The organism is Spirosoma arcticum, from assembly GCF_054779955.1.
Window position 1 is genome coordinate 367,467 of the sequence record NZ_BAAGXG010000005.1, and the last position, 13,327, is coordinate 380,793.

The 13,327-nt window shown below is 53.9% G+C and carries 13 protein-coding genes; 12 read left to right on the forward strand and 1 reads right to left on the reverse strand.

What is annotated here, in order from left to right; genetic code table 11:
• Positions 1-56 precede the first annotated feature (56 nt).
• The 9 genes from ACYVHB_RS13760 to hisF all read left to right on the forward strand — a co-directional run bounded on the left by ACYVHB_RS13760 (position 57) and on the right by hisF (position 8,848).
• Positions 57-2,825: a DUF1553 domain-containing protein gene (locus ACYVHB_RS13760; RefSeq protein WP_461052320.1), complete on the forward strand. Its 2,769-nt coding sequence runs from the start codon at positions 57-59 to the stop codon at positions 2,823-2,825.
• A 2-nt stretch (positions 2,826-2,827) separates the two neighbouring features.
• Positions 2,828-4,333 carry a DUF1501 domain-containing protein gene (locus ACYVHB_RS13765; protein ID WP_461052321.1) on the forward strand — a complete coding sequence of 502 codons (1,506 nt, stop codon included), beginning with the start codon at positions 2,828-2,830 and terminating at the stop codon, positions 4,331-4,333.
• Positions 4,334-4,413: 80 nt separating this feature from the next.
• Positions 4,414-5,322, forward strand: coding sequence for a DUF72 domain-containing protein (locus ACYVHB_RS13770; protein ID WP_461052322.1), 909 nt, complete (start codon positions 4,414-4,416; stop codon positions 5,320-5,322).
• Between the two features lie 16 nt (positions 5,323-5,338).
• On the forward strand, positions 5,339-5,572 hold the full coding sequence (locus ACYVHB_RS13775) for a DUF433 domain-containing protein (protein WP_461052323.1): 234 nt from the start codon (positions 5,339-5,341) through the stop codon (positions 5,570-5,572).
• A gap of 58 nt (positions 5,573-5,630) precedes the next feature.
• The gene (locus ACYVHB_RS13780) at positions 5,631-5,984 is read left to right on the forward strand and encodes a DUF5615 family PIN-like protein (protein ID WP_461052324.1); all 354 of its coding nucleotides are present in this window, start codon (positions 5,631-5,633) and stop codon (positions 5,982-5,984) included.
• A gap of 281 nt (positions 5,985-6,265) precedes the next feature.
• The gene (gene hisH / locus ACYVHB_RS13785) at positions 6,266-6,868 is read left to right on the forward strand and encodes an imidazole glycerol phosphate synthase subunit HisH (protein ID WP_461052325.1); all 603 of its coding nucleotides are present in this window, start codon (positions 6,266-6,268) and stop codon (positions 6,866-6,868) included.
• Between the two features lie 79 nt (positions 6,869-6,947).
• A complete protein-coding gene (hisA, locus tag ACYVHB_RS13790; RefSeq protein ID WP_461052326.1) occupies positions 6,948-7,670 on the forward strand; it encodes a 1-(5-phosphoribosyl)-5-[(5-phosphoribosylamino)methylideneamino]imidazole-4-carboxamide isomerase in 723 nt (240 codons plus the stop codon).
• Complete coding sequence (locus tag ACYVHB_RS13795) at positions 7,667-8,089, forward strand: GNAT family N-acetyltransferase (protein ID WP_461052327.1); 423 nt, start codon at positions 7,667-7,669, stop codon at positions 8,087-8,089. Before hisA ends, ACYVHB_RS13795 begins: the two co-directional genes overlap by 4 nt.
• A 3-nt stretch (positions 8,090-8,092) precedes the next feature.
• Positions 8,093-8,848, forward strand: coding sequence for an imidazole glycerol phosphate synthase subunit HisF (hisF, locus tag ACYVHB_RS13800; RefSeq protein ID WP_461052328.1), 756 nt, complete (start codon positions 8,093-8,095; stop codon positions 8,846-8,848).
• Between the two features lie 96 nt (positions 8,849-8,944).
• On the opposite strand, the gene ACYVHB_RS13805 is transcribed toward hisF, so the two are convergent.
• Positions 8,945-9,841 carry a porin family protein gene (locus ACYVHB_RS13805; protein ID WP_461052329.1) on the reverse strand — a complete coding sequence of 299 codons (897 nt, stop codon included), beginning with the start codon at positions 9,839-9,841 and terminating at the stop codon, positions 8,945-8,947.
• 39 nt (positions 9,842-9,880) lie between these two features.
• Between ACYVHB_RS13805 and gldB the strand changes: the two genes are divergently transcribed.
• From gldB to ACYVHB_RS13820, 3 genes are all read left to right on the forward strand, one after another.
• Positions 9,881-10,864 (forward strand): gliding motility lipoprotein GldB, encoded by a 984-nt coding sequence (gldB, locus tag ACYVHB_RS13810; protein ID WP_461052330.1) that lies wholly within the window; start codon positions 9,881-9,883, stop codon positions 10,862-10,864.
• A gap of 81 nt (positions 10,865-10,945) precedes the next feature.
• Complete coding sequence (locus tag ACYVHB_RS13815; RefSeq protein WP_461052331.1) at positions 10,946-12,748, forward strand: ABC transporter ATP-binding protein; 1,803 nt, start codon at positions 10,946-10,948, stop codon at positions 12,746-12,748.
• A 102-nt stretch (positions 12,749-12,850) separates the two neighbouring features.
• Positions 12,851-13,264 (forward strand): Fur family transcriptional regulator, encoded by a 414-nt coding sequence (locus ACYVHB_RS13820; protein WP_461052332.1) that lies wholly within the window; start codon positions 12,851-12,853, stop codon positions 13,262-13,264.
• Positions 13,265-13,327 lie beyond the last annotated feature (63 nt).

The following is a 13,327-nucleotide window of genomic DNA, read 5'->3' on the forward strand; positions in this document are numbered from 1 at the left end:
ACAAAAAGCCGCTTTCCTGCTTTTAGTTAGGATACTCAGTCCATTTGTACCCGTTTATGAAAACTCAGTGGATCATTTTCAGCGCTGTTATCATCGCTGTGGGGTTGACTCTCACGTCATTCCTTGGTGTTTTTGAGAGTCGGGTGGATTATAACACCCAAATCAAACCGCTGCTCAACAAAAACTGCATTGCCTGTCACGGGGGCGTCAAGAAAGCGTCGGGCTTTTCGCTGTTGTTTAAACACGAAGCCCTCGCCCCCGCCAAATCGGGCAAACCGGCCATTATTCCCGGCGATGCCGACGGCAGCGAGATGATCCGGCGGCTGACCCTCACCGATCCTGACGAACGGATGCCGCTCGATCACGCCCCTCTAAAACCCGACGAGATTGAGACCCTGCGCAAGTGGATTGATCAGGGAGCCGAATGGGGCGATCACTGGGCGTATCAACCCGTTGAAAAGCCCGATGTACCCAGGGTCGGCACGTTCTGGAGTCGGTTGGGATTTGGCGACAACACTGAAGCAAGCTGGGTAAAAAATGAGATTGATCCGTTTATCCTCGACAAATTAAAGACCGATGGACTGAAACCGTCGCCCGAAGCCGACCGCGCCACGCTCATTCGCCGGGTATCGCTCGATTTGACGGGTTTGCCACCAACGGAACGGGAAGTAGCCAGTTTTGTCAATGACAAGTCGGCTGATGCCTACGAAAAAGTGGTTGACCGGTTGCTCAAATCACCGGCGTATGGTGAACGCTGGACCGGCTGGTGGCTCGACCTCGCCCGCTACGCCGACACGAAGGGCTACGAACGCGATCCCGGCCGCAAAATATGGCGGTATCGCGACTGGCTCATCAACGCCTTCAACAACGACAAACCCTTCGATCAATTTACCGTTGACCAGTTAGCGGGCGATTTATTGCCAAAGGCAACGGATGACCAATTGATAGCCACGGCGTTCCACCGCAACACCATGACCAACGATGAGGGCGGTACGCAGGACGAAGAATTCCGCGTGGCAGCCCTGCTCGACCGGGTGGGTACAACTTGGGACGTTTGGCAGGGCACGACCTTCGCCTGCGTCCAGTGCCACAGCCACCCCTATGACCCGTTTGTGCACGACGAATTTTACAAGTACGCGGCCTTTTTCAACAACAGCCGCGATGAGGATGTCACGAGCGACACACCGACGCTTCGCTTTTATAATCCCACCGATTCACTGAAAATCGTTCAGTTGAAGCAGTACATCGCATCGGCAGTGACCAGTCCAAAGCAGGCTCTGGCTGAAACAAACCACTTCACGCATTTTGTACGGACTGTTGAGCCGAAAATCAATTCGCACGACTTTGACCAGTTAGTCAATGCGTCACTGCTCGATGCCAAGTATTTCGGTTTTCAGGATAAGGGACTGGCCCGCGTCAAAAATGTGACCCTAACCAACCGACCCCGGCTCCTGATTGCCTGGGGAACCAAGGCACCCGACGCCACGGTTACGATCCGTCAGGACCGGGCCGATGGACCAATTCTGGCAACGATGCCCGTCCCGAAGACCGGTAGTCAGTGGAACGACACGATTCAGATGATTCCGTTGCCGCGTGTGCAGGGGCGACACAATCTGTATTTATCGCTGAACAGCCCCAAAGCACCGAAAGAATGGGTACTGATTAAATGGGTGTCATTCCAGCCGATGCTGCCCGGTCAACCCGCCAACGCCGTTGGTCCGCAGGATAAATTGCTGATCGACGTGCTCAACGCTGATGCCGAGTCACTGCCGATCATGCTCGATGGATCAGGCGATCTGGTCCGCGAAACGCACGTGTTCGACCGGGGCAACTGGCTCGTGAAAGGCAAGAAAGTAACGCCCGACGTACCCAAAGTTTTTCCGGCCATGAACCCGGCGTTGCCAAAGAACCGGCTGGGGCTGGCCCGCTGGATGGTCGACCGGGACAACCCGCTAACTGCCCGAGTGGCCGTAAACCGTTTCTGGGAACAGTTGTTTGGAGCAGGTATTGTGGAAACGGTTGAGGATATGGGTACGCAGGGCATTCCGCCCACGCACCGCGAATTGCTGGATTACCTCGCCATCGGGTTCATGGAAACCGACCGCTGGAGCGTCAAAAAGCTGTTGAAGCGACTGGTTATGTCGGCCACCTACCGGCAACAATCCAGCGCGTCGCCCGAGTTGCTGGCCAAAGACCCGTTCAACAAACTGCTGGCGCGGGGACCGCGCATCCGGTTGTCGGCCGAGCAGGTACGCGATCAAGCACTGGCAGTCAGCGGGTTGTTGAGCCGCAAAATGTATGGTCCGAGTGTGATGCCGACGCAGCCCGACGGCATCTGGCAGTCGCCCTACGATGGTGAATCATGGAAGCAGAGCACGGGCGACGACCTGCACCGGCGGGCCTTGTACACGTATTGGAAACGCACGGCCCCGTACCCGTCGATGGTCACGTTCGACAGCCCCAGTCGGGAGTTCTGCCAGTCGCGCCGGATTAGGACTAACACACCCTTGCAGGCCCTGGTAACGCTTAATGACCCGGTTTATATCGAAGCGGCTCAAACGCTGGCCCAGTACATGCAACAGCACGGCCGCTCACCCGAGAGTCAGATTCAGGCCGGTTTCCGGCGGGTGATGCTCCGCGACCTGCCGCCTAAAAAGCTGGCCGTACTAACCCGGCTTTACCGCACCACCGAGCAGTATTACCGACAGAAACCCGATGAAGCTAAAAAATTAGTAGCGCGGGCCGATGGCACACCGCAGCAGGCGGCCCTGACGGTGACGGCCAACACGATGCTGAATTTAGATGAGGTGATAACGAAAGAGTAACCATGAACAAACTCCTCAACGAGTTCCAACACGCAGCCGCCCAACGCGAAACCCGGCGGCATTTTCTGCACACCTGCTCAACGGGCTTAGGCGCGATGGCGCTCAGCTCAGTGCTGGGTAGCTGCGGTTTTTTCGGCAAAGACGATGCTCAGACCAACGCCGTCGGGTCCGAACTGTCGACCGATGGGCCGGGCACGGCTCCGCACCCGTCGCAGTATTTGCCCAAAGCGAAACGAGTAATTTACATCCACATGGCCGGGTCGCCGAGCCAGTTGGAGTTATTCGACTACAAGCCCGAATTGGTAAAATACAACGGCAAAGACTGCCCGCAGGAACTGCTCGAAGGCAAGAAGTTCGCCTTTATCCGGGGCGTTCCGAAGATGCTGGGGCCGCAGGGTAAGTTTGCTCAACGGGGGCAGTCGGGCGCGTGGGTATCCGATTACATGCCGCATCTACAGGGCGTCGTCGATGACATTACGTTTCTGAAGGCGATGCATACCGACCAGTTCAACCACGCTCCCGCGCAGCTACTTATGCACACGGGCAGCGCCCGGCTCGGTCGGCCAAGTATGGGGTCGTGGGTGACGTATGGGCTGGGTTCGGAAAACGACAATTTGCCGGGTTACATCGTGCTGGCATCCGGGGGCAAATCGCCCGACGCGGGCAAGTCGGTGTGGGGCAGCGGTTTCCTGCCGTCGGTGTATCAGGGAGTGCAGTGCCGCACGGACGGCGACCCGGTGCTGTATGCCTCGGACCCAGACGGCATGTCGCGCGATGTTCGCAAAGGCACCATCGACGCCATCAACCAGATCAATCAGCAGCAGTATGACGACGTAAAAGACCCCGAAATTCTGACCCGGATCGCGCAGTATGAGCTGGCATTCAAGATGCAGATGTCGGTGCCGGACGCAATGGACATCAAAAGTGAGCCGCAGTACATTCTGGACAGCTACGGCGTTGACCCTAACAAAGGCTCGTTTGCCCGGAACTGCCTGCTGTCACGCCGGTTGGTGGAGCGCGGGGTGCGGTTTGTGCAACTCTTCGACTGGGGCTGGGACACGCACGGCACCAGCAAAGACGGTTCCATTGATTTCGGGCTGAAGGATAAATGCAAAGAGTCCGATCAGGCCGTGGCGGCTCTGTTGACCGACCTGAAACAGCGCGGCTTGTTAGACGATACGCTGGTGGTGTGGGGTGGGGAGTTCGGCCGTACGCCCATGCAGGAAAACCGCGACGGGCAGGTGCTGCCGTTTATGGGCCGCGATCATCACCTCGACGCGTTCACAGTCTGGATGGCGGGCGGGGGCGTCAAGAGGGGATTTTCCTACGGCGAAACCGACGACATCGGCTACTACGGAGTTAAAGACAAAGTACACGTTCACGACCTGCAAGCCACGATTCTGCACCTGCTGGGCTTCGACCACGCCAAACTAACGTACCAGTTTCAGGGCCGCCCGTTCCGCCTTACCGATGTAGCAGGAAAGATCGTGAAGCCGGTAATTGCGTAGGTGTTAAGTACGGCCATAAGGTGTGTTTTCAAACAAATAAGCCGTAATTTTACTTGGTATGCTACTTCATCAGTACGCTCATGGATTTCGGGAAAACGCATAACCTCGACGCGGTCAATTTCGCGCTGCCGCCCGGCGCACCCTTCAACGCTACTATCTGGGCCGCCGTTGAGCCCACGTCCCGGCCGCAGGTGTTCATAGGCGGACCCGTGTGGGCGAATAAAGATTACGTCGGTAAAGTATATCCGACCAACGCGAAGGAACGCGACTTTCTGCACTACTACACCCGGCAATTCAACACCATTGAACTCAACCTGACACACTATCAGATTCCAACAGGGGGCATAATTGACAAGTGGCGGGCCGAGGCCACAGTCGGCTTCACGTACTGTCCCAAATTTCCGCAGATCATCAGTCACGAACGGCAATTGATCGCCACCGAAGGGCTGACGGAAGAATTCGTAAATGCCGTGCTGGGATTAGAAGAATATTTAGGTATGACGTTTTTGCAACTGCCCCCCTCGTTCGGACCGGATAAATGGCCGGTGCTGGAAGCTTACCTCAAAAGCCTGCCCGACGAATTAGACGTAGCTGTCGAGTTTCGGCACCCCGACTGGTTCAAACCCGCCACCGGTATGCTAACCTTGGAGCGACTCTACGGCCTGCGTCGCCACACGGTCATCACGGACGTAGCCGGTCGGCGTGATGTGTTGCACATGGGTCTGAGCAGCCCCGTTCTGACGCTCCGGTTCATCGCCAACGAAGGGCATCCCACCGATTATACTCGTGTTGATGCCTGGGTGCAGCGGTTGAAAACGTGGTTCGATAAGGGGTTGCAAACGGCATATCTGTTCGTGCATGGCGGGGGCGACAACGACACTGCGCCCGAACTAATTCTTTACTGGACCCGCGAACTCAATAAGCACTGCGGCCTGAACCTCCGCGAACCCGTGCTGCAACCGAAGGTGGTGCAGGGAAGTTTGTTTTGATACGTATATTGCTACTATGAATTATAAAGAGCGAATCACTTCCGACCACCGAGTTATGCTGGGCAAGCCAGTAGTTAAAGGTACTCGTTTGACAATTGAGCTACTGCTTCGTAAATTGTCTGAAGGGGCTACGATAGCCGATTTGTTAACAATGTATCCAAATTTGCAGGAAGCGGATGTGCTGGCTGCGCTGAATTATGCATCCGATATGATGGCTAATGAAGAAATCATTACGCTGAACGTAGCCTGAATAGATACTCGTATTTTTCTTAAGAGATCGTGCATATGTATAGTCAAAAAGCGCGACCATGATTGTAGCTGACGAGAACATTGACCACAGCCTGATTGATGCCATTCGCGATTTAGGCATTGAGGTATATTCGATAAATGAGTCTAACGGAGGTATACGCGACGAGCAGGTTATCGAATTGTCACGTAGTCCACCCCGTATTATCCTGACTGAAGACAAAGACTTTGGAGAATGGGTTTTTGCTCATCATGTTCGGGGTATCAGCGTACTATTTCTGCGCTATCATTTTAAAGATACGACGGTTATTAAGTCGATTCTGGTTGATCTGCTTTCAAAGCGACTTCAGGCTCTTGTCGGCTATTTTACAACGGTTACAGCTCAGAAAATTAGGACTCGGCCTATAGATTCATAATATAGCATCAACCAACTGTTCATTTTGATTTGCCCGACCGCGTTTTTACCTTTGCCACATGACCACCACGAAAGATACAATACATCACCATCACGTTCGGCCACAGCAGAACGGGGTGCGTTTGTTTTTGTGATTCGTATTCGATTGATTCACTCAGCTATACACAAAGCCCGGCTCTGCCCATGAGCCGGGCTTTTTAATGACTAATTGTCAATGTAAAATGAACAATGTCAGTCGCCGATTCGCATTGCGCATTTTACATTATCCATTTTACATTACCCATGAAAACCGTTATTATCAAATACAACGCAGGTAACGTGCAGTCGGTGATGTATGCGCTGGAACGGCTCGGAGCCAGTTACCTGCTCACCGACGACGAAGCCGAAATCCGCTCGGCCGATAAGGTCATTTTCCCCGGCGTGGGCGAGGCCAGTACGGCTATGACTTATCTGCGGCAACGGGGTCTTGAGAAACTCATTCCATCATTGAAGCAGCCGGTGCTGGGCACCTGCGTGGGAATGCAGCTTATGTGCCGCTACTCGGAAGAGAACGATACGACCTGTATGGGCATTTTCGACATCGACGTTCGGCGGTTTCCCGCTAATGCTCTGTTGGGGACGACCCGGCTCAAGGTGCCGCACACGGGCTGGAACAGTATCCATACCCTGCGCGGCCCGCTGACGGACGGCTTACCCGAAAACGCCTACGTGTATTTTGTGCACAGCTACGCGGCCGATGTCTGCGAACACACCACCGCTACCTGCGACTATGTCCGGCCGTTCAGCGCGATGTTACACCGCGACAATTTCTACGCGGCTCAATTCCATGCTGAAATCAGCGGAGACGCAGGCCAGCGTATTCTGGAGAACTTTTTGACGTTGTGATGTATCCTGGACGGCCACGTCCGGACGTGCACAGTAACTTTTTACGCCCGGACGTGGCCGTCCAGGATACGGACATTATATGCACATTATTCCCGCCATTGACCTCATCGACGGTAAGGCCGTCCGGCTTACCCAGGGCGACTACCGCCAGAAGACCGAGTACAATGCCCGTCCGTTGGAGGTGGCTCAGCAGTTCGAAGATGCGGGCTTGACGCGGTTGCACCTCGTGGATCTTGACGGTGCCCGCGAAAAGCGCGTCGTTAACTGGAAAGTGCTCGAATTGATTGCGTCGAAAACCCGACTGCACGTCGATTTTGGTGGGGGCGTTCAGTCCGACGACGATTTGCGGATGGTTCTTGAGTGCGGAGCCAAACAGGTTACAGGCGGCAGCATTGCCGTTAAACAGCCCAACGTGCTGGAACGCTGGCTTTCGCAGCATGGACCGGAGAAAATCATTCTGGGAGCCGATGCCAAAAACGAGAAAATTGCGGTCAGCGGCTGGGAAGAAGGCACGGACGTCTGGATTTATGACTTTCTGGAGAAGTGGGTCGATACCGGCGTTCGCTACGTAATTAGCACCGACGTGGCGAAGGACGGTCTGTTGCAGGGCCCCTCGTTCGATCTATATCGTAACCTGCAGGACCGCTTCCCCAATTTAAACATTATTGCCAGCGGGGGTGTCAGCAACCTGAGCGACGTCGAGATGCTCGCCGACATGGACATTTACGGCGTCATTATCGGCAAAGCGATTTACGAAGGGCGCGTGACGTTGAAAGAGTTATACGCAATCAGCCAGCAATGAATAGTGAGTATTCCATTAGTACCGACAAAAGCCGCCTGGACTTACCGTTGATTCAGCAGTTTCTGAGTCAGGAGTCATACTGGGCGCAGAACGTTCCACTTGATGTGGTGGTGCGGTCGATTGCCAACTCGCTGTGTTTCGGGGTTTATCAGCAAGATCGTCAGATTGGTTTCGCGCGGGTGATTACTGACCAGGCTACGTTTGCGTATTTGTCCGACGTATTTATCCTGCCCGAACACCGGGGCAAGGGGTTATCGAAGTTGTTGATGGAAAAAATCTCGAACTGGCCAACCTTGCAGGGCCTGCGTCGGTGGGTACTGGCAACCCAGGATGCTCATGCGCTCTACGAACAGTTTGGGTTTACGGCCCTCGACAAACCCGAAATTTTCATGCAGCGCAAGCTGATCGAACGTTACTAAATCATGCTCACCAAACGCATCATTCCCTGCCTCGACATCAAAGATGGGCGTACCGTGAAAGGCACTAATTTCGTGAATCTGCGCGATGCGGGTGACCCGGTTTCGCTGGCCGCGATCTACGCTGAACAGGGGGCCGATGAACTCGTTTTTTTGGACATCACGGCCACCGTCGATGAACGAAAAACGCTGATTGATCTGGTCAGAAACGTGGCGCATACAATCAATATTCCGTTCACGGTCGGGGGCGGCATCTCTTCGGTGGCCGATGTGTCGGCCCTGCTCAACGCTGGAGCTGACAAAATTTCGATCAACTCGTCGGCGGTGCGAAATCCTGATCTAATTAACGAACTGGCACTGGAGTTTGGTAGTCAGTGCGTGGTTGTAGCGATTGATACGCGGTACGTTGACGACCAACACATCGTTCATACGTACGGCGGACGCAAACCGACCGAATTGCGCACGATTGCCTGGGCGAAAGAAATTGAAGAGCGGGGCGCGGGCGAAATCTTGTTAACGTCGATGGATACCGACGGCACCAAAGCTGGATTTGCGCTGGAACTGACCGCCCAGATCTCCGGTGCAGCCAACATTCCGGTCATTGCCTCGGGCGGGGCCGGAACAATGGATCACTTCGTAGACGTGTTTACCACCGGGCAGGCAGACGCGGGGCTGGCTGCCAGCATTTTTCACTTCAAAGAAATAGAAATTCCCGCGCTGAAAGGGTATCTAAGGGAGAAGGGTATCGAGATGCGGATGTAATCTGGAGCAGATTTTTTATTATTCCGACGCAGGAGGAATCTCATATTTTCCGATCAAGAAAACTTGAGATTCCTCCTGCGTCGGAATGATAAAAAATCAGAACTTAAATCCTAAATCCAGACTTACCACCCGACTTTTGGAGATTAGTTGATTGGCCCGCGCTACGTTTACCAGACCGCGCTGGTACGTTACGCCAATGTTGAACGCATTGTTCTGGTTGATTTTGTATTGCACACCCGTCCCCAGCAGCAACTCAATATCGCCAAAGCCGTACTGCCGACGGTCACCGCCACCCTCCGCCTGATATAATCCGTTACGCTCAGTTTGCAGGGCTTTTTCAGCGAGTTTCAAGCTCAATAGACCGCCCGTCTGGAGGTACAGGCGTACGTTTGGCGCAATGTTATTGGCAAGCAGTTTCACCGTTGCCGGAACTTGCAGGTACTGCAAATTATAAATGGATTCTTTGAACGGAGTGCCGGAAAGGGGGCGCGTTTCGCCGAAGGAACCGGGCATCTGGAAACCAGACCGCTTAACGGTGTACCAGAGTCCGGTGCTGAGGGCGTAGCGGTCCTTGAAGAAAAAATAATCGAGCGTCGGTCCGATACTCATCCTGACGCCCGCGCCGTTATCCTGAAAACCAGTGTACGTCCCGAATCCCCCAGCTGTGTTGAGGTCGAGGGAGGGGGCAACCCGGATGCTCATTTCAATGAGGTGGTTCGGCCGGGCGTAATCGGGTCCAGTGCCGTCATAGGAGCCGTCGGCTGGTTGTTGCTGCTGACGACGCCGACGCTTCCGGTCATCCTCGTAGTCCTTTCGGTTTTGATCCTGGTCGTTGTAGTTATCGCCCAGAATTTTGCGAAACCGGCTATCCGATTCTTTCGAGAAAGCCGTTTTTGGGCGATATACTTTGGGACGGGCTACGCTGGATTGGGCGCAGACCGCTACTACGGTCAGCAACGTCAAAATCAGGCTGATCCCTGCAACTTTTTTCATAATTTTGCACGTTTTCAATATAGAAATCCAGTAATTTTCATGCGACTATGCTTGGCCCTGTTTGGGCTTTTTTGTTCTTTTCTACTGGTTTCGTGCGGTAAACACGACAATTTAGCGATTCTGCGGCTCGACCAACACCTGTTTGCAGGAAAGTCGCCTGACAGCGTCCGGGCGTTTCTAAACCGGAACCCCGCCGTCTCTCAATTGTACTTTAACGCGAACGGAGCCGGAAATGATACGGCTCTGATCAGCGAATTGACCAACCGGATCAACAACCCGGCTCTCAACGAACTTTATCGGCAGGTTCAGACCGAGTTTGGGGACCTGAACGATCTCAACAGCCAACTTTCTGAAGCGTTCGCCAACATCAAAAAAGACTTTCCTGACTTCCGTACGCCCAAGGTCGCTACCGTTGTTACGGGCTTCGACCTTGGGCCGGACTTAGTCGTTACGGACAGCCTGATTGTCATTGGCCTCGATTACTTCGTTGGCCCCAAAGCGAAGTTTCGTCCGCAGGGAGCACAATATCCACAGTATATTCTACGACGGTATCGGAAAGAGTACATTGTGCCTGCCATCGTCTTCGCCCTTTCGGACAAATACAACGCCACCAACAGGGCCGATCAAACCATGCTGGCCGATATGGTTTATTACGGAAAAGGGTACGTTTTCACCAAAACCGTGCTGCCCGAAGTGGCCGATAGTTTAGTCATCGGCTATTCAGACAGACAACTGACCGAAACGTTTAATGCTCAGGATATTGTTTGGGCGCATTTTATCGACAATCAGTTGATCTACCAAACAAATCCAGCCATAAAAGGCCGATATTTGAACGAACGGCCCTTCACGGCTGAAATTGGGCAGCGTTGCCCTGGTGCTATTGGCCGGTGGATGGGGTGGCGAATTGTGGGCCGGTACCACGACAAACACGACGACGTCAGCATTACTGACCTGATGCGCAACAGCGACGCCCGACAGATTTTTGAGCAGTCGGGCTACAAGGGACAAATAGAAGAGAGATAACATGATTTGTGGTTCGTGGTTTGTCGTTGTCGCAAAGGCACCAACGACAAACCACGAACCACAAACCACGATAGATAAACAATGGCACGAGGACGAAATTTGGGCGGTGAAACCCCCGAAGCGGATAAAAAGAAACTGAACCGGGACAGCCTTAAGAAGGCTATAAGCATCTTTCGGTTCATCAAACCCTATCGCATGAAATATGCGGCTGGATTTGCATTTCTGGTGCTGTCAACGGGCACTACCCTTAGTTTTGGGTTGCTGATCGGGCAGATTACGAGCGTGATTCAGGGTAAATCGGCGTTTACGCTCAACCAGGTGACGCTGTTTTTTGTGGGTGTGCTGGTGGCACAGGCCATCTTCTCGTTTTTTCGCATCTACTTCTTCTCGCAGGTAAGCGAGCGGGCCATGGCCGACGTGCGCCGGGCCACCTACAGCAAAATCATTACGCTGCCGATCCCGTTTTTTGAGCAACGGCGCGTGGGTGAACTCACCAGCCGCATATCGGCCGACGTGTCGCAACTACAGGACGTACTGACGCTGACGCTGGCTGAGTTGTTCCGCCAAATTGCGACGCTGACCATTGGAACGGCCATTATCTTCTATGTGTCGTGGAAGCTGACGCTGTTCATGCTGGCTACGTTTCCGGTGATCATTGTGGCGGCAATCGTGTTTGGCAAGTTCATCCGTAAATTGTCCAAACTGGCGCAGGATCAGTTGGCAACGGCTAACGTTGTGGTTGAAGAGACGCTTCAGTCGGTGAATATCGTTAAGGCGTTCACGAATGAAAAGTTAGAGATCGACCGGTACGGAACGGCTCTGCAACGGGTTGTAAATACAGCCTTGCGGGCGGCTAAATTCCGGGGTGTGTTCGTCTCGTTCGTAATTTTTGCGCTCTTCGGCGGCATCATTGGTGTGGTTTGGTACGGTGGTTCGCTGGTGCTGTCCAACGAAATGCCCTTCGCCGATCTACTGACGTTCATTGTTTACACAACTTTCATTGGCGGCTCTGTGGCGGGCATGGGCGATCTGTACGCACAATTGCAAAAGACCGTTGGCGCATCGGAGCGCATTCTGGAAATCCTGGAAGAGCCATCGGAAGTAAACGCTACTGAAGAGTTGCCGCTGTTTGTGCCGGTGCAGGGCCACGTTCGGTTTGAGGATGTCCGCTTTACGTACCCATCACGGCCCGACGTTCCCGTGCTAAAGGGCATTACGCTCGACGTGGCGGCTGGTCGCAAAATTGCATTAGTTGGACAAAGTGGAGCGGGCAAGTCAACCATTGTGCAGTTGCTGATGCGCTATTACGCCCTTAGCAGTGGCAAAATTACAGTCGATGATCGCGACTTGACAGGCTTCAACGTGACGGAGCTTCGTAAGAATATTGCCGTAGTACCCCAAGAGGTGATGCTGTTTGGGGGTACAATCGCCGAAAACATTCGGTATGGTAAAGCCGATGCAGCCGAGGCCGAGGTGCGCGAAGCGGCCCGTAAAGCGAACGCACTCCAGTTTATCGATTCGTTCCCGGAAGGTCTTCAAACGATTGTGGGTGAGCGGGGCGTTAAGTTGTCGGGTGGGCAGCGGCAGCGGATTGCCATCGCTCGGGCCATTCTGAAAGACCCGGCCATCCTGATCCTGGACGAAGCAACAAGCTCGCTCGATGCGGAGTCGGAGCGGCTGGTACAGGAGGCTTTAGATGAACTAATGCAGAGCCGCACGACTATCATTATTGCGCATCGGCTGGCCACCATCCGCAAGGTCGACATGATTTACGTCATGCGCGAGGGGCAAATCGCCGAAACAGGCACCCACGACCAGTTAGCGACGCAGGAAGACGGAATTTATGCCAATCTGGTCAGATTGCAGTTTGAAACGATAGAGTAAACAGTTAGTGAGTCAGCCAGTCGATAAGTCAGTAAGTATTCGCAATAGAATTGACATGAATGGTACTCACCGACTGGCTAACTCACTAACTTACTGAATCTTATGACACCAGCCGCTCAGACACTTAAAGACTTTAAACTCCGGCACACTAACGGCCGCGAGGAAGTGCTCGACCTGTTCCTGAACGCCGGTCACGCGCTGGCGCACAACGACGTTGAGGGCGGTTTAGGCCCCGATCACGACCGCGTCACGATCTACCGTACGCTCCGCACGTTTTTGGATAAAGGGCTGCTTCACAAAGTGCTCGACGACGAGGGCGGCACGAAATACGCACTCTGCCGCGAAACCTGCGCCGACGGGCATCATCACCACGACCACGTTCATTTCAAGTGCGATGCCTGCGGGCAAACGACCTGCTTAGACCACGTCAGCATCCCGGCCGTGGTGCTACCCGAAGGCTACAGTCGAAAGGAGACAAACCTGCTCATTCAGGGCGTTTGCCGGGAGTGTAGTTAGTAAGTTGGAAGCTCAACAACGTCATTGAATTCACTACCATCGGCAGCGCCCGCACTGCCGATT

Coding starts and splice junctions, on each gene's coding strand:
- ACYVHB_RS13760 (WP_461052320.1), top strand. CDS start 57: ATGAAAACTCAGTGGATCATTTTCAGCGCTGTTATCATCGCTGTGGGG.
- ACYVHB_RS13765 (WP_461052321.1), top strand. CDS start 2,828: ATGAACAAACTCCTCAACGAGTTCCAACACGCAGCCGCCCAACGCGAA.
- ACYVHB_RS13770 (WP_461052322.1), top strand. CDS start 4,414: ATGGATTTCGGGAAAACGCATAACCTCGACGCGGTCAATTTCGCGCTG.
- ACYVHB_RS13775 (WP_461052323.1), top strand. CDS start 5,339: ATGAATTATAAAGAGCGAATCACTTCCGACCACCGAGTTATGCTGGGC.
- ACYVHB_RS13780 (WP_461052324.1), top strand. CDS start 5,631: ATGATTGTAGCTGACGAGAACATTGACCACAGCCTGATTGATGCCATT.
- hisH (WP_461052325.1), top strand. CDS start 6,266: ATGAAAACCGTTATTATCAAATACAACGCAGGTAACGTGCAGTCGGTG.
- hisA (WP_461052326.1), top strand. CDS start 6,948: ATGCACATTATTCCCGCCATTGACCTCATCGACGGTAAGGCCGTCCGG.
- ACYVHB_RS13795 (WP_461052327.1), top strand. CDS start 7,667: ATGAATAGTGAGTATTCCATTAGTACCGACAAAAGCCGCCTGGACTTA.
- hisF (WP_461052328.1), top strand. CDS start 8,093: ATGCTCACCAAACGCATCATTCCCTGCCTCGACATCAAAGATGGGCGT.
- ACYVHB_RS13805 (WP_461052329.1), bottom strand. CDS start 9,841: ATGAAAAAAGTTGCAGGGATCAGCCTGATTTTGACGTTGCTGACCGTA.
- gldB (WP_461052330.1), top strand. CDS start 9,881: ATGCGACTATGCTTGGCCCTGTTTGGGCTTTTTTGTTCTTTTCTACTG.
- ACYVHB_RS13815 (WP_461052331.1), top strand. CDS start 10,946: ATGGCACGAGGACGAAATTTGGGCGGTGAAACCCCCGAAGCGGATAAA.
- ACYVHB_RS13820 (WP_461052332.1), top strand. CDS start 12,851: ATGACACCAGCCGCTCAGACACTTAAAGACTTTAAACTCCGGCACACT.